Here is a 15,603-nt window from a genome sequence, read left to right as displayed (position 1 = left end):
GGCGATCTAAGACACTCTTCCAAATTGTTGATTTTTATGGAGCCCCCCCATCACTCCCACTCAATCGTCGCGGGCGGCTTGCTCGACACGTCATACACCACCCGGTTGATCCCCCGCACCTCATTAATAATCCGCGAGGAAATCCGAGCCAGCAACGGATGCGGCAACGGCGCCCAATCCGCCGTCATGAAGTCAAACGTCTGCACCGCCCGCAGCGCGACAACATACTCATACGTCCGACCATCCCCCATCACCCCCACCGACTTCACCGGCAGGAACACGGCGAACGCCTGCGAGGTCAGCTCGTACCAGGTCAGGCCGCTGGCCTCGTCCTTGGTGTTGCGCAGTTCCTCGATGAAGATCGCATCCGCGCGGCGGAGCAGCTCGGCGTATTCATGCTTGACTTCGCCCAGGATGCGCACGCCCAGGCCCGGGCCTGGGAACGGATGGCGGTAGACCATCTGCGGCGGCAGGCCCAGGGCCACGCCCAGTTCGCGGACTTCGTCCTTGAAGAGTTCGCGCAGGGGTTCCAACAGCTTCAGGTTCAGCGTGTCCGGCAGGCCGCCGACGTTGTGGTGCGACTTGATCGAGGTGGCCTTGCCGGTCTTGGCGCCGGCCGATTCGATGACGTCGGGGTAGATGGTGCCCTGGGCCAGCCACTTGGCGCTTTTCTGCTTGCCGGCTTGTTCCTGGAACACTTCCACGAATTCGCGGCCGATGATCTTGCGCTTGGCTTCGGGATCGGCCACGCCGGACAGCTTGCCCATGAACTGGGCGGTGGCGTCGACGTGGATGATCTTGACGCCCATGTTCTCGGCGAAGGTCTGCATGACCTGCTTGCCTTCGTCCAGGCGCAAGAGGCCGTGGTCGACGAAGACGCAGGTCAGCTGGTCGCCGATGGCCTTGTGGATCAGGGCCGCGGCCACCGACGAGTCGACGCCGCCGGACAGGCCGAGGATGACTTCGTCTTCGCCAACCTGCTCGCGGATGCGGGCGACGGCTTCGGCGACGTAGTCGGGCATGTTCCAGTCGCCCTGGCATTCGCAGATCTCGTTGACGAAGCGGGCCAGCATGGCCTTGCCTTGCACGGTGTGCGTGACTTCGGGGTGAAACTGCACGGCGTAGAAGCGGCGATCTTCGTCGGCCATGCCGGCGATGGGGCAGGACGGCGTGGAGGCCATCAGCTTGAAGCCCGGCGGCAGCTCGGTGACCTTGTCACCGTGGCTCATCCAGACCTTGAGCATGCCGTGGCCTTCGTCCGTGGTGAAGTCTTCCAGGCCTTCCAGCAGCTTGGTGTGGCCGTGGGCGCGGACTTCGGCGTAGCCGAATTCGCGGTGGTCGGAGAAGCTGACCACGCCGCCCAGCTGTTGCGCCATGGACTGCATGCCATAACAGATGCCCAGCACGGGCACGCCCAGCTCGAACACGGCGTGCGGCACGCGCATGGAGCCTTCTTCGTAGGCCGATGCGTGGCTGCCCGACAGGATGATGCCCTTCAGGCCCTGCGCCATCTGGTCGCGGATGAAGGCATCGTCGACGTCGCCCGGGTGCACTTCGGAGTAGACGCCGGCTTCGCGGACGCGGCGGGCGATCAGTTGGGTGACTTGCGAACCGTAGTCGAGAATGAGGATGCGCTGGTGCATGGAGACTCTACCGGTAAGGAATGAAATCGCTGTAAATAAAACCGCACCGGCAGACCCGCTGACTGATTTTGCGGTTCTGCCGGTGCGTGATGCATGACATTGTAGTTGACTGTACGGGGATCAGTCGGCGCGGTAGTTGGGCGCTTCCTTGGTGATCTGTACGTCGTGCACGTGGGATTCGCGGACACCGGCGGAGGTGATTTCCACGAATTCGGCCTTGGTGCGCATGTCGTCGATGGTGGCGGCGCCGCAGTAGCCCATGGAGGCGCGGATGCCGCCGACCAGTTGGTAGATGATGGCCAGCACGCTGCCCTTGTAGGGGACGCGGCCTTCGATGCCTTCGGGGACCAGCTTGTCGGCGTTGTTGGCCGGGTCCTGGAAATAGCGGTCGGCCGAGCCTTCCGTCATGGCGCCCAGGCTGCCCATGCCGCGGTACGACTTGTACGAACGGCCCTGGAACAGTACCACTTCGCCCGGCGCTTCTTCGGTGCCGGCGAACATGCCGCCCATCATGCAGGAGAACGCGCCGGCGGCCAGGGCCTTGGCGACGTCGCCCGAGTAGCGGATACCGCCGTCGGCGATCAGCGGCACGCCCGTGCCTTCCAGCGCCTTGGCGACTTCGGAGATCGCGTGGATCTGCGGCACGCCGACGCCGGCGACGATACGGGTGGTGCAGATCGAGCCGGGGCCGATGCCGACCTTGACGCCGTCGGCGCCATATTCCACCAGCGCGCGCGCGGCGGCGGCGGTGGCGATGTTGCCGCCGATGACTTCGACCTTGGGGTAGTTTTGCTTGACCCAGCGCACGCCTTCCAGCACGCCCTTGGAGTGGCCGTGGGCGGTGTCGACGATCAGCACGTCGACGCCGGCAGCGACCAGCTTTTCAACGCGCTCTTCGGTGTTGCCACCGACGCCGACCGCGGCGCCGACGCGCAGCTGGCCCTGGGCATCCTTGCTGGCCAGCGGGTGCTCGGTGTTCTTGACGATGTCCTTGACGGTGGCCAGGCCGCGCAGCTCGAAACCGTCGTTGACGATGAGCACGCGTTCCAGGCGATGCTTGTGCATCAGGGCCTGCGCTTCATCGAGCGTGGCGCCTTCCTTCATGGTGACCAGGCGTTCCTGCGGCGTCATGATGTTGCGCAGGGGCTGGTCCAGGTTCTCTTCGAAGCGCAGGTCGCGGTTGGTGACGATGCCGACCAGCTTGCGCCCTTCCACCACCGGCAGGCCCGAGATGCCATGCTGGCGCTGCAACGCAATGGCGTCGCGCACTTTCATCTGGGGGGTGACGGTGACCGGATCGATCACGATGCCGAATTCGTGGCGCTTGACGCGGGCGACTTCACGGGCCTGGGCGTCGGCGGACAGATTCTTGTGGATGATCCCGATGCCACCTTCCTGGGCCATGGCGATCGCCAGGCGGGATTCGGTGACCGTGTCCATGGCGGCGGACACAAGGGGGATATTCAGGGAGATGTTGCGGGTGAGGCGCGTGGCCAGGGAGGTGTCGCGCGGCAACACCTCGGAATACGCAGGCACCAACAACACATCGTCGAAGGTGAGCGCTTTTTGAACGAGACGCATGGGTAACTCCGGGCGCAAAGCAAGATTATACGCCGCTGACGTGTTTTGACTAGGTGTTGACCCTAGGTCGGCGCATGATTTTTGCGACTTTTTTCAATAGGCGTTGCGACCTTGCACTATTTTTACCCGGATCATATTGACAAGCGCTTTGGCAAGCCGCACAATGCCAGGCATTAAATTTATCCGGGTAAATAAGCCCACTATAAGCCATGACCCAACCTCTCCTTCCCCATACCGCTTTCGAAGGCCACCGCCTGCTGGCGCGTGGCGCGCTCGCCGAGGTCGCCCTGGCCGTCAAGCAGGCCCAGGACGGTCACGCCAACCGTCATGGCGACGGCGCGATCCTGGTGTTCGACGACCATACCGGCAAGCAGGTCGACCTGGACCTGCGCGGCGCTGACGCCGACATCCGCGCGCGCTATCAGGCGCCGGCCGATGCCGCCCCCGCGCCCGCCGAGGAAGCGGACGGCGCCGACGCCGCCCCGCGCGGCCGCGGCCGGCCCAAGCTGGGCGTGGTGCCGCGCGAGGTAACGCTGCTGCCGCGCCACTGGGACTGGCTGGCGGCGCAGCCGGGCGGCGCGTCGGTGGCGCTGCGCAAACTGGTGGAACAGGCGCGCCGCGACAACGAGGCGCGCGACCAGCGGCGCCAGCGGCAGGAAGCGGCGTACCACTTCATGTCGAGCATGGGCGGCAACCTGCCGGGCTTCGAGGAGGCCACGCGGGCGCTGTATGCCGATGATCGCGCGGGTTTCACGCGGCAGGTGGCCGCATGGCCGGCGGACGTGCGCGATTACGCCATGGCGCTGGCGTGGGCGGATGAGGAGGCCTGAGCGGCAGGCCGCGCATCGCGGCGCGCGATCCCAGTGGCCTGTCCCTGCGCCCTATCCCTACGCGCATGCCTGCGCCCCACACACCTCCCCACCATGACCGCGGGCCGTCACTGCGCCGCATGGCTGCGCGCGCCGCTGGCGCATGGCGGCGCGCGAGTCATGCGCCGCTTCCAATCGTGCGTCGGCGGCATCCCGGCACCCCAAGCAAGCGACGCCCGCCGCTGGTAAGCTGTACGTCATGGATACGGATACCGCGCCCCGCAACTTCCTGCTGTACGACGGCGACTGCCCGTTCTGCACCAACTACGTGCGGATGGTGCAGTTGCGCAAGGCCGTCGGCCCGGTCGAATTGCTCGACATGCGCCAGCATCCCGAACTGGTGGCGTATTTCCGCGACCGTGGCTATGACCTGAACGACGGCATGCTGCTGCGGCTGGAGGGGCACATCTACTGGGGCGCCGATTGCATCAACCGGCTGGCGCTGCTCAGTTCCGACAGCGACCTGTTCAACCAGATCAATGCGGCCATCTTCCGCCGCCCGTGCCTGTCGGCGGCGCTGTATCCCTTCATGAGCCGTGGCCGCGCGCTGACGCTGGCGCTGCTGGGCAAGAAGAAGATGCCGGCCTGACAGCGGCGGCGCGCGCTTGGTCGCGCGCCTTGCCTCGCGTTGCCTTGCCTTGCGTTGCCTCGCCTCGCGTTGCCTTGCCTCGCGTTGCCTCGCCTCGCGTTGCTTTGCCTCGCGTTGCCTTGCCTCGCGTTGCCTTGCCTCGCCGCGTCCCGCCTCACCGCGTCCCGCCTCACCGCGTCCCGCCTCACCGCGTCCCGCCTCATCGCGCCCTGCCTCATCGCGCCCTGCCTCTCCCCGCCGCGCCTCTCCCCGTCCCGCCTAGCCTAGTGCCGTCTCGGCTCGTCCCGCCCCGCCCCGCCCCGCCCCGCCCCGCCCCGCCCCGCAGCAATGCTAAATTGCGGGTCAACCCCTTACGGAGACCCCATGCCCGAGCCGAGCACCGCTGCCGACGGCACGCTGACGCCGCCCGTTGCGCCCCCGAACGACGCGCCCGGCGCGATGCCGGCCGACGGTTTCTCGCTGACCGCGCCGATCACGCTGCAGGACCGCATCGCGGCCGCGCTGTTCAGCTACGCGGACATGTTCGGGGCCGCCCGGCGGCGCGCGCTGTACCTCCTGGCGTGGGTGGTGCTGGCGCTGTTGGGGATGCTGGGATTCTCTTCCTGGCGCGATAGCGGCGAGCAGGGCTTTGGCCCGTTCCTCTCGCGCTTCTTTCACGACCTGTTCGGCCTGGACGGCGTGCCCATCCTGGTCGTGGCCATCCCGGTGCTGATCTACTACTTCCGCCATCCGGCGATCGTGCGCGGGCGCCTGGCGCGCTGGTGCCGCGACGAAGGGCTCGACCAGACCATCCACCCGCTCTATCACTTTCAGCCTGGCGGGCTTACCGTCACCCTGCCGGGACGCAAGACGGCCATGGCGTGCTCGCGCATCCAGGGGCTTGCCGAGGCGCCCGGCCACCTGTTCATCCAGTTGCGCAACATCGAGGACGTGTACGCCCTGCCGCGACAGGCGCTATCCGACGAGCAGGTGGCGCGCATCAAGGCGTGGGCCGCATCCTGCCACGCCGGCGCTCCGGACGCGACGCAGCACCCGCCGCAAGCGCGGCAGGCGCCCGAGGCCGCGCCGCCGCTGCTGACGACGCGCTTCCTGCTGAACCAGGAAGACCGGGCCGCCGCGATCTCGTGGCAGATCGAACGTCCCGGCATGCGGCGGCGCCGCCAGCGCGGTTTCCTGCTGGCCTTCGTGCTGACCGCCCTGCTGGTACCGCTGATATTCGTGCTGCTGTGGCTGCTGGATCCCGAGCGGGTGCCGCTGCGCTATGCCTGGCCGCTGTTCGGCGAGATGTTCACGGACAGTTTCTGGAAGATCACGCTGGGGTTCTGGGCCATCCTGGCCGTCATCATCCTGCTGCATCCCTGGTCCCGGCGCCGCCACGCGTACAAGCTGGCCGGGCAGATGCACCGACGCATGCCGGCCGAGGAACACGAGGCGCGGCTGTATGACGATCGGCTCGAGGTCTGGCAGGACGGTTGGGTCAACAGCTTCGCGACGGCCGGCTTCGACCGGGTCGAGCGGCAAGGCGAACACCTGATCCTGATGCGGCGGGAGGGCGAACCGCTGATCCTGCCCCGACGCGCGCTGGGCGCGGAGCAGTTGGCGCTGTTCGAACGCATTCTCACGGGCGGGGCGGGCGGTGACCATCGCCCGCGCGGGGGTACGCCATGAGCGGGCCGGCCTTGATCCGCCTGGCGGCCCTGTGCGCGGCGCTTGGCGCGCTGGCGCCGGCCGCTTCCGCCGGCACCCTCGATCTGCCGCATGGCCTGTCGGTGCAGCTGCCAGAGGGCTGGGTGGTGGACGGCTCGCCACAAGGCGAGGTCTCGCGCAGCGGCATGCGGCGCGTGCAACTGGTCTGCGAAAGCGAGGCGTGCGAACAGACGCAGGAAACCTGCACCCTGCTGATGCAAGCCAAGCCGCTCGAAGGCGACGACGATGACGCCCGCTTGCAAGCGCTTTATGCCTCGCCGCTCAAGCGCTATTTCCGGTTGCGGGCGGTGCTGCGCGCGACCAGTCCCGATGCCGATATCCGCCAGCCGCTGGAGCGGGTGCGGATCGGCGATCGGGATTGGTACCGGGTCGAGACCGATGCGCGGCACCAGTACCGGTCGGGCGTGTTCGCCGAGACGGTGGTCGACGGCCTGTACGTCGGCGCGATCTGCAAGTCGTGCGAGACCGGCGAACAGCGCCACCGGGACGGACTGCGGATCATCGAGAGCCTGAAGTGGGATGCGAACGCCGTGTCGCGTTGAACGCCGCGAACGCCATGCAATGCCCTGGCCGGTTGCGTTGAACGCCACGGGCGCCTGCGCAATGCCCTGCCCATCGCGTTGAACGGCGACGACACGCCGGGCTCGCCCCCGGCTGTCGCCCCCTTCAGGGCGCGGGGGGCAGCACCTCGGCCACCTGCCGCAGGAAGGCTTCCAGCGCCGGATTGTCGTGCTGCGCATGCCAGGCCAGGTACATATCGGCATACAGGTCGCGCTGGCCCAGCGACCGAAACTCCACCCCCTCCAGGCGCAGCTCGCGCGCCGAATCGGGCACGATGCCCACGCCCAGTCCGGCCCGCACCAGCGCCAGCAAGGTATGCGTCTGGCTGGCGCGCTGCACGTAGTCGGGCTGCACGTCGGCCAGGCCGAATGCGCCGACGATGCGGTCATAGAAGTATTTGCCTTCGCGCGGCGAATACAGCACGAAGGGCTGGCCCTGCAGCAGCCGCAGCGACACCACCTCCTGTTCGCACAGCGGTGAATCCGCCGGCAGCGCCAGCACCAGCGGCTCGCGCTCGATCAGGCGGGCCTCGATGCCGGCCTGCCGCGGCACGCTGCGCGCCAGGATCGCGTCCAGTTCCCGCGCCAGCAGCAGGCGCGACAGGTCGGTGCTGACGGTTTCGCGCAACTGGATCTCCACGCCGGGCAGCCGCTTGCGCGCCCGCATGATGAGCGATGGCATCAGGCGGTACGAGGCCACCGCCGTGAAGCCCAGCGTGATGTGGCCGGCGTCGCCGCCGGCGGTGCGGCGGGCGCTGGCGGTGGCGCGGGCCGAGTATTCCAGCAGGTGGCGCGCGTCGCGCAGGAAGCGGCGGCCAGCGGCGCTCAGTTCGACCTGGCGGCTGCTGCGCTCGAACAGCGTCACACCCAGATCCTGCTCCAGCAACTGGATCTGGCGCGACAGCGGCGGCTGCGTCATGCACAGGCGCTGGGCGGCGCGGCCGAAGTGCAGCTCCTCGGCCACGGCGATGAAGCATTCGAGCTGGCGGAATTCCATCGATTCAATCCTTGAATTGATCAATGCTATTTATAGCTCGAATAGTCATCCATCGGCCGGCGTTCCTATACTCGGCCGCAGCACCGGGGCGCGTTTTTCCGCCCCGCGAAAGGAGTGCCATCGCAGCATCGACTTTCCGCGGCCCGCGCCGCTCACTACTACAAAGAGAAGACCATGGAGACACGCAATTCCGCACGCCCGCGCCGCCGCTTCCTTGCCGCGGCCCTGGCCCTGGCCGCCTGTGGCGCCCTGCCCGCCGCGGCGCAGGCCGCGCCGTTCCCGGACCGCCCGATCAACCTGATCGTGCCGTTCTCGCCGGGCGGTGGCACCGACATTTCGGCGCGCCTGCTGGCGGCGGCGCTGGGCGACAAGCTGGCGGCCTCGGTGGTGGTGGACAACCGCCCTGGCGCCGGCGGGCAGATCGCCGCCGATCTGGTGGCGCGCGCCAACCCCGACGGCTACACGCTGCTGTTCGCCAATTCGGGCATGCTGGCGATCAATCCGTGGATCTACAAGCTGCATTCCGATCCGGCCACCGCGTTCGCGCCGGTATCGCTGTTCTCGGACCTGCCGTTCGTGCTGGTGGTGCCCACCACCCTGCCCGCCAAGAACGTGAAGGACCTGGTGACGCTGGCGCGCGCGCAACCCGGCAAGCACACCTTCGCCAGTTCCGGCACCGGCGGCGCGCCGCACCTGTCGGGCGAGATTTTCCAGCAGGCCACCGGCACCGACCTGATGCACGTGCCCTACAAGGGCGGCGGCCCGGCCATGACCGACCTGATGGCGGGCCGCGTCGACATGCTGTTCGCATCGGTGCTGGAGACCATTCCCTACGTCAACTCCGGCAAGCTGCGCGCGCTGGCGGTGACCGGCGCGACGCGTTCGCCCGCCCTGCCCGACGTGCCGACCATCGACGAGGCCGGCGTCAAGAACGCGCAGACCGGCTCTTGGACGGCGGTGCTGGCGCCGGCGGGCACGCCGCAGGCGGTGATCGACAAGCTGTCGGCCGCGATCCGCGAGGTGGCCAGCGACCCGGCGATGCAGGCCAAGCTCGAATCGCAGGGCGCGCTGGCGCACGGTTCGACGCCGCAGGAACTGCAGGCGCTGGCGGCCAGCGAACGCGCGCGCTACGGGGAGATCATCAAGAGACGGCATATCCAGACCCAATGATCGGGCGGGCGCGGCGACCGCGCACGACGCGATGACGCGCCCCGAGGGCGCTGCATTGCGCACCGCCTTTTTTTGTCCCCAGTCCGTCCCGGCGCAGACGGCTTTCCTCTTCGGTCGTCCCGCCGCCCCTTTTCTTGCGAATCCCGCGCCCGCGGGTCGCTGCAACAACCATGACACCCGACATGACCACGACTGCTTCCCAGCCCCTCGCCGACCTGCTGATGGTGGGCCCCTTGCTGCCCGAACTGACCGCCGAACTGGAGTCGCGCTACCGCGTGCACCGCTGGTGGCAAAGCCCCGACCAGGCGGCGCTGCTGCGCGACCACGGCGCGGCGATCCGCGGCATCGCCACCAGCGGCCGCTTCGGCGCATCGCGCGAGCTGATCGACGCGCTGCCGGCGCTGGAAGGCGTATTCAGTTTCGGGGTGGGCTACGACACCATCGACCTGGCGGCGGCGCAGGCGCGCGACGTGCGGGTCACCAACACGCCGGGCGTGCTCGATGCCTGCGTGGCGGACACCGCGCTGGCGCTGATGCTGGCGGCCTCGCGCCGCATCGCCGAGGCCGACCGCTTCGTGCGCGCCGGCCGCTGGCCGCAAGAAGGCTTTGGCCTGGGCACGCGCATGAGCGGCAAGCGCTGCGGCATCGTCGGGCTGGGCAATATTGGCCTGCAGATCGCGCGGCGCGCCGAAGCATTCGATATGCCCATCCTGTACACCAACCGCAAGCCGCGCGCGGACGCGCCGGCGCACTACCGTTATTGCCCGGACATCACGACGCTGGCGGCCGAGTGCGATTTCCTGGTGCTGGCAGTGCCGGGCGGCGGCGCCACGCGCCACCTGGTCAATGGCGAGGTGTTGCGGGCGCTGGGCCCGCGCGGCTGGCTGATCAACATCGCGCGCGGCACGGTGGTCGACGAAGCCGCGCTGGTCCAGGCGCTGCAAAGCGGCGCCATCGCCGGCGCGGGCCTGGACGTGTTCGAGCATGAACCGGCCACGCCGGCCGCCTTGAACGCGATGGACAACGTGGTGATGCTGCCGCACATCGCCAGCGGCACGCATGAGACCCGGCGGGCCATGGCGGACCTGATGCTGGCCAACCTGGATGGCTGGTTCCGCGAAGGCAAGACGGTGACGCAGGTGGTTTGAGACGATGGGCCGCGGCGAGCGAACGAGGTGGCGATGCCGCCCGCTCTGCGGGAACGCCCTCGAATGGGGCATTATTTGAGGAAATCGGCCATCAAGCGTCCATCTTATGGACACTACATCTTGTTATTTATCTCATACATGATAAATTTCTCACCGCACTGGCTCGTGCCGGCGAGCTGTTGTGCTTGTTGTTGTAATTTTTTCCGGCCTTCGGGCCGGATTTTTTTTCTCTGCGCGCCTGGCCAACGGGCGGCGTGCCCGCCACGGGCACCCTTGGCGCGACGGCATTTCGCTGCCATTACAGCGCCATCTTCCGCCATCGACCCGCATCCGCCGCGATTGCCCGCGTCACGCATCGATCGTGATGGATAGCCCATCGGCGCGCGCCACGATCGACCGCACCCCGATCGTCCAGCCGGCGTTGATGGCCTCTTCCTGATCCTCGAACACGCCGTATTCGGTCACCGCCACCGCGCCATGCAGGATGCGGCCGTCGGGCGCCGGCCCCCGCGCCTCGATGACCGGCACGTAGCCGTCCTGCACCTGCAACGCGCCACGCGTGATCTGAAATCCGTTCAATGTTTCTTCCATGGCCGCTCCTCTTTTTTGGGGCCGGGCCATGGTAGCCTGCCGCCAAACGATCCGGAGACATCATGGTGATCTGCAACAGAATCGAACCGTCCGCCTGGGCCCAGGCCTTTCCCCTGATCCGCCAATTGCGCACCGCCCTCGATGAAGCCGAATTCCTGCAGCGCGTGCGGCGGCAATCGCATGGCGGCTACGAACTGGTCGGCGCCTACCGCGACGGCAGGCTGATCGGCGTGATGGGCATGCGGCCCGTGCACACGCTGGCGCGCGGTCCGCATCTGCATGTGGACGATCTGGTGGTCGACGAGGCCGTGCGCGGCAGCGGCGCCGGCCGCGCGCTGATGGCCTACGCCGAGGCGGATGCCCGCGCTCGCGGCATGGGGGCGGTGTTCCTGGATGCCCGGCCCGACGCGATTTCATTCTATGAACGCGAGCAATACACGCTGCATGCGGCGCCGTCGATGAGGAAGCTCATCGGCCCGGCGTCTGCCTGAGCGCGGCACGAGCCGGGCCGCCAAGCGCGCCACCATCGAGATCCCGCCACGCCGATCATGCGATTCGACATCTACCGCCGCCTGCAACTGGACATCGAGCGCGAAGCTGGCCAATGGGCCGTGTACCAGTCCGTGGCGGGCAAGCGCGTGCGCGCTGGCGAGATCGTCATTCCGGCGGATGTCGCGGAAGACGAATTGGCGGCGTACCTGGACGACCTGTATCACGAGATGGCGCGGCCGGGCGACAGCGTGACACGGGTCGCCTGAGCGCGTGGCGCTGGTGGCCGCCAATGGCCGTTGCTGGCCGTGGGCGCGGGATGCGCGCGGGACTGGCCAGGGAACAGGCCTGTTCGGAACTGGCCGCGGCGCTGGCGCGGGAGTATCGTGAAAACCAGCCCTTCGCGCCTGGAGCCCGCCATGTCCGACGACACCCCCGCCATCGAGGCCAGCGCCTCGCAATTGGGCAACCTGACGCAGTTCCTGATCTGGGTTGCCGAGCGCCCTCGCACCTATGCCGACATCATGGAGGCGTGGCGCACCTCGTGTCCGCGCCTGTCGGCCTGGGAAGACGCCACCAGCAACGGCCTGGTGGACCTGGCGCGCCGATCTGCCGGCGACGCTGGGGCCGCCGTGGCCACGCTGACGCCCAAGGGCCGCGCCTGGCTGGCCGCGCGCCAGGCCGGCATGATCGCGACGCCGCGCCAAGGCGCTGGTGTCGCGCCGCTTTCGCACTAAATGCGCGGGCGTCGCACCGCTCTCCCAATAAAGGCGCGGGCGCCGCGCCCCGCTTCCGCTAAGGCGCGGGCGCCGCGCCGCTCTCCCGCCAACGCGCCGGCGCCGCGCCGCCGTCCGCTTGCAGTTGCGCGCGCAGGCTGGCGATGAAGGCCTTGGCCGCCTCGGGCAGCACGCGTCCGGCCAGCGTCTGCACCTCGAAGTGGCGTTCGTTCATTTCGCGGTCGCGCAGCGGCAGGGCCACCACCTGCCCGGCGCGCAGGCGATAACGGATCGCCAGTTCGCCGCAGAACGCCACGCCGCCGCCCGCCCCCGCGAACGCCACCAGCGCGTCGACGCTGCGGCTGGAGAACATCGGTTCGCATGACAACTGCTGGCGGCTGCAGCTGATGTCGATCAGTTGCCGCAGCGTCGAATCGGCATCGGGCAAGGCCAGCGGATAGGCCATCAACTGGGCCAGCGATACCTCGGACCGGCCCGCCAGCGGATGGTCGGGCGCCACCACCGCGCGCACCGGCGCCGGCATGCGCAGCTCGACCCGTACGTCATGGTGCGAGGTCAGGCTGAGCGTGACGCCGATATCGGCCGTGCCGTCCCGCACCCGGACGGGCACCTCGCGCTGCGAGCACACGTCCAGCGAAAAACGGATGCCGGCGTATTGCCGGCGGAAAACGGCGATGGCGGCCGGCAGGAAGTCATGCGCGAAGCCTTCGGTGCAGACCACCCGCACCAGCCCCTGGCGCAAGCCACGCAGGCCCATGATCTCTCCGGCAACGCGCTCCACGTCCTGGTGCGCGCGCTTGGCGTGGGCGGCCAGCAGTTCGCCGGCGGCGTTGAGCGCCATGCCGCGCGAGCGGCGCTCGAACAGCAGGGTGCCCAATTCGCGTTCGAGCCGGGCGATCTGGCGGCTGACCGCGGACGGCGCCACGTCCAGCCGCTCCGCCGCGACGCTGACGGAGCCGCAGCGCGCCACTTCCAGGAAGTAGCGCACGGCCATTTCCTGCAGGATTTGCGGGTTCATCGGGTTTGCCCTTGGTTTGCGTAAAACGCAATGAATGATTCTAGCAATTCATATTGCCGCAATACGGAGCCCCCGCCTAGGATGTGACCGTTGCATGACGCTCCCTCTATGGAACACGCAGGCATGACCCCGTCCCAGGCTTCCGTTCCCGCTTTTTCATTGCAGGCGTTGCGCGCCGCGCAACCGCTGCTGTGGACCCGCCCCGATGGCGGCGCGGCCGACACCGGCGTCCCCTTCGGCCTGGCCGACGTGCAGGCGGCCCACGACCGCTTCACGCGCTTCGCGCCGTTGCTGGCGCAGTTGTTCCCCGAACTGGAAGTCTCGGCCGGCGTGATCGAGTCGCCGCTGCGCCAGGCCGCCGCCATGCAGCAGGCGCTGGGCCTGGCGCCGGATGGCGGACGCCTGTGGATCAAGGCCGACCACGCGTTGCCGGTGGCCGGTTCGATCAAGGCGCGGGGCGGCATTCATGAGGTGCTGGAATTCGCCGAGAAGCTGGCGTGGGCGCAAGGCCTGGTCGCGCCCGGCGAGGATTACCGCAAGCTCGCCGCGCCCGCGGCCCGCGCCTGTTTCGCGCAATACCAGGTGGCCGTCGGATCGACCGGCAACCTGGGCCTGTCGATCGGCGTGATCGCTTCGGCGCTGGGTTTTCGCGCCGCCGTGCACATGTCGGCCGACGCCAAGGCATGGAAGAAGGCGCGCCTGCGCGCCCGGGGCGTCGAGGTGGTGGAACACCCCGGCGATTACGAAAAGGCCGTGGCCGCCGGCCGCCGCCAGGTCCAGGCCGACCCGCGCGGCTACTTCGTCGACGACGAGCGCTCGGCCTCGCTGTTCCTGGGCTACGCGGCGGCGGCGCTGCGGCTGCGCGACCAGATCGCGCAGGCCGGCATCGTGGTCGATGCCGAGCATCCGCTGTTCGTCTACCTGCCCTGCGGCGTGGGCGGCGCGCCGGGTGGCATCGCCTTCGGCCTGTCGCTGCTGTACGGCGCGCACGCGCATTGCTTCTTTGCCGAACCGGTGCAGTCGCCTTGCTTCTTGCTGCGCATGATGGCCGGCCATGGCCAGTTGCCCGGCGTGCCGGTGCCGCCGTCGGTCTACGACATCGGCCTGACCAACCAGACCGAGGCCGACGGCCTGGCGGTGCCGCGCGCCTCCGACCTGGCCTATGCCGCCGTCGGCCAGTCGCTGGCCGGCGTCTACACCGTCGCCGACGACACCCTGTACGGCGATCTGGCGCGGCTGCACGACAGCGAGGGCCTGCGCATCGAGCCGTCGGCGGCGGCCGGGTTTTCCGGGCCGCGCCACTTGCTGGGCAGCCCGGCCGGGCAGCAGTGGCTGCGCCAGCGCGGCCTGCTGCCGCATCTGACGCGCGCCACGCATCTGGCCTGGACCACCGGCGGGCTGTATGTGCCGGCCGAAGAGTACGACCGATTCCTGAGCCGCGGGCAACGACTCGCGGCCGCCGCCCAGGCGCCCACCGACGCGCCGTCCTTCCACCTCTCTCGTCGAGCATGACCATGAAGACTGCCTTGTTTGCCCTTGGTGTCACCCTGGCGGGCGCCCTTGCCGCCCCCGCCCCGGCCAGCGCCCAGACCGGCTATCCGACCCGCCCCATCACGCTGGTGGTGCCATTTCCGCCCGGCGGCGCGACCGACGTGCTCGGCCGCGTCATCGCGCAGAAGCTCGGCCAGGAACTGGGCCAGACGGTGGTGGTGGAGAACCGCGCGGGCGCCGGCACCGCGATCGGCGCCGGCTACGTCGCCAAGGCCGCGCCCGATGGCTACACGCTGCTGGTCAGCTCGGGCACCACCTTCACGGTCAACCCCGCGATCCAGGCCAAGCTGCCGTATGACCCGGTCAAGAGCTTCGAGCCGCTCGGCATCGTGGGCCGCACCGGGCTGGCCTTGCTGGCCAATCCGCAGGTGCCGGTCAAGGACTTGAAGGAACTGGTGGCCTACGCCAAGGCGCGCGAGAAGGAACCGCCCGCCTACGGCTCGTTCGGCGCCGGCACCACCGCGCATTTCGTCGGCGAGGCCTTCCTGGCCGCCGCCGGCATCAAGATGATCCACGTCCCCTACAAGGGCAGCGCGCCGGCCATGACCGACCTGATCGGCGGCCAGATTCCGTTCTCGGTCGACACCGTGGCGGCCGCGCTGCCGCAGAGCAAGCTGGGCAAGGTGCGCGTGCTGGCGGTGTCGGCCCCGACCCGCTCGGCCTTCCTGCCCGACGTGCCGACCTTCGCCGAACAAGGCTATCCGTCGGTGGCCATGGACACCTGGCTGATGTTCACCGCGCCGCGCGGCCTGCCAGCGGACGTCAAGGCCAAACTGGAAACCGCCCTGCGCGCCACGGTCGAATCGCCCGACGTGCGCAAGAGTCTGGAAGCCCAAGGCTTCGAGGCGGCCTTCTCCAGCGCCGCCGAGGGCGAAGCGCTGATCCAGAAGGAACTGCCGCAGATGCGCGACGTCGCGCAGCGCGCCAACATCAAGATCGATTGAAGGAAGCAC

17 protein-coding genes are annotated in these 15,603 nt (G+C 68.6%); 11 read left to right on the top strand and 6 right to left on the bottom strand.

The features are described 5' to 3' along the window. Positions 1-50: 50 nt before the first annotated feature. Both guaA and guaB read right to left on the bottom strand, forming a co-directional pair. Positions 51-1,643, bottom strand: a complete 1,593-nt coding sequence (gene guaA, locus HV742_RS03825; protein ID WP_049073346.1) for a glutamine-hydrolyzing GMP synthase — start codon at positions 1,641-1,643, stop codon at positions 51-53. A gap of 120 nt (positions 1,644-1,763) precedes the next feature. Further along, a complete protein-coding gene (guaB, locus tag HV742_RS03820; RefSeq protein ID WP_049073345.1) occupies positions 1,764-3,224 on the bottom strand; it encodes an IMP dehydrogenase in 1,461 nt (486 codons plus the stop codon). 209 nt (positions 3,225-3,433) lie between these two features. Between guaB and HV742_RS03815 the strand changes: the two genes are divergently transcribed. From HV742_RS03815 to HV742_RS03800, 4 genes are all read left to right on the top strand, one after another. After that, on the top strand, positions 3,434-4,054 hold the full coding sequence (locus tag HV742_RS03815) for a DUF2239 family protein (protein ID WP_175144517.1): 621 nt from the start codon (positions 3,434-3,436) through the stop codon (positions 4,052-4,054). 238 nt (positions 4,055-4,292) lie between these two features. Continuing rightward, the gene (locus HV742_RS03810; RefSeq protein WP_006387081.1) at positions 4,293-4,682 is read left to right on the top strand and encodes a DCC1-like thiol-disulfide oxidoreductase family protein; all 390 of its coding nucleotides are present in this window, start codon (positions 4,293-4,295) and stop codon (positions 4,680-4,682) included. Positions 4,683-5,045: 363 nt separating this feature from the next. Continuing rightward, positions 5,046-6,350, top strand: coding sequence for a YcxB family protein (locus HV742_RS03805; protein WP_175144516.1), 1,305 nt, complete (start codon positions 5,046-5,048; stop codon positions 6,348-6,350). After that, positions 6,347-6,931 carry a hypothetical protein gene (locus HV742_RS03800; protein ID WP_175144515.1) on the top strand — a complete coding sequence of 195 codons (585 nt, stop codon included), beginning with the start codon at positions 6,347-6,349 and terminating at the stop codon, positions 6,929-6,931. The genes HV742_RS03805 and HV742_RS03800 overlap by 4 nt, the downstream gene beginning before the upstream one ends. A 124-nt stretch (positions 6,932-7,055) precedes the next feature. Here the strand turns inward: HV742_RS03800 and HV742_RS03795 are convergent, their stop codons facing one another. Then, positions 7,056-7,946, bottom strand: coding sequence for a LysR family transcriptional regulator (locus HV742_RS03795; protein ID WP_175144514.1), 891 nt, complete (start codon positions 7,944-7,946; stop codon positions 7,056-7,058). A gap of 174 nt (positions 7,947-8,120) precedes the next feature. Here HV742_RS03795 and HV742_RS03790 point away from each other — a divergent pair, with 174 nt between their 5' ends. Then, positions 8,121-9,116: a Bug family tripartite tricarboxylate transporter substrate binding protein gene (locus HV742_RS03790; protein WP_175144513.1), complete on the top strand. Its 996-nt coding sequence runs from the start codon at positions 8,121-8,123 to the stop codon at positions 9,114-9,116. Between the two features lie 182 nt (positions 9,117-9,298). Next, positions 9,299-10,264, top strand: a complete 966-nt coding sequence (locus tag HV742_RS03785) for a 2-hydroxyacid dehydrogenase (RefSeq protein ID WP_175144512.1) — start codon at positions 9,299-9,301, stop codon at positions 10,262-10,264. A gap of 113 nt (positions 10,265-10,377) precedes the next feature. On the opposite strand, the gene HV742_RS03780 is transcribed toward HV742_RS03785, so the two are convergent. Next, positions 10,378-10,584 (bottom strand): hypothetical protein, encoded by a 207-nt coding sequence (locus tag HV742_RS03780; RefSeq protein ID WP_175144511.1) that lies wholly within the window; start codon positions 10,582-10,584, stop codon positions 10,378-10,380. A 28-nt stretch (positions 10,585-10,612) separates the two neighbouring features. Continuing rightward, on the bottom strand, positions 10,613-10,855 hold the full coding sequence (locus tag HV742_RS03775) for a hypothetical protein (RefSeq protein WP_175144510.1): 243 nt from the start codon (positions 10,853-10,855) through the stop codon (positions 10,613-10,615). 62 nt (positions 10,856-10,917) lie between these two features. Here HV742_RS03775 and HV742_RS03770 point away from each other — a divergent pair, with 62 nt between their 5' ends. From HV742_RS03770 to HV742_RS03760, 3 genes are all read left to right on the top strand, one after another. Then, positions 10,918-11,346 (top strand): GNAT family N-acetyltransferase, encoded by a 429-nt coding sequence (locus HV742_RS03770; protein ID WP_175144509.1) that lies wholly within the window; start codon positions 10,918-10,920, stop codon positions 11,344-11,346. 57 nt (positions 11,347-11,403) lie between these two features. Next, on the top strand, positions 11,404-11,613 hold the full coding sequence (locus HV742_RS03765) for a DUF7661 family protein (RefSeq protein ID WP_006387073.1): 210 nt from the start codon (positions 11,404-11,406) through the stop codon (positions 11,611-11,613). Between the two features lie 150 nt (positions 11,614-11,763). Then, the gene (locus tag HV742_RS03760) at positions 11,764-12,081 is read left to right on the top strand and encodes a hypothetical protein (protein ID WP_254600942.1); all 318 of its coding nucleotides are present in this window, start codon (positions 11,764-11,766) and stop codon (positions 12,079-12,081) included. Positions 12,082-12,139: 58 nt separating this feature from the next. Here the strand turns inward: HV742_RS03760 and HV742_RS03755 are convergent, their stop codons facing one another. Further along, positions 12,140-13,099 (bottom strand): LysR family transcriptional regulator, encoded by a 960-nt coding sequence (locus tag HV742_RS03755; RefSeq protein ID WP_175144508.1) that lies wholly within the window; start codon positions 13,097-13,099, stop codon positions 12,140-12,142. Between the two features lie 123 nt (positions 13,100-13,222). On the opposite strand from HV742_RS03755, the gene dsdA reads away from it, so the two are divergent. Further along, positions 13,223-14,611 carry a D-serine ammonia-lyase gene (gene dsdA / locus HV742_RS03750; RefSeq protein WP_175144507.1) on the top strand — a complete coding sequence of 463 codons (1,389 nt, stop codon included), beginning with the start codon at positions 13,223-13,225 and terminating at the stop codon, positions 14,609-14,611. Continuing rightward, the gene (locus tag HV742_RS03745; RefSeq protein ID WP_063570083.1) at positions 14,608-15,594 is read left to right on the top strand and encodes a Bug family tripartite tricarboxylate transporter substrate binding protein; all 987 of its coding nucleotides are present in this window, start codon (positions 14,608-14,610) and stop codon (positions 15,592-15,594) included. Before dsdA ends, HV742_RS03745 begins: the two co-directional genes overlap by 4 nt. Positions 15,595-15,603: the final 9 nt, after the last annotated feature.

It is taken from the genome of Achromobacter ruhlandii, from assembly GCF_902859695.1.
Lineage (GTDB): Bacteria > Pseudomonadota > Gammaproteobacteria > Burkholderiales > Burkholderiaceae_B > Achromobacter > Achromobacter ruhlandii.
Note: the sequence above shows the minus strand (reverse complement) of the source record. Positions and strands in the feature narration are given on the sequence as shown.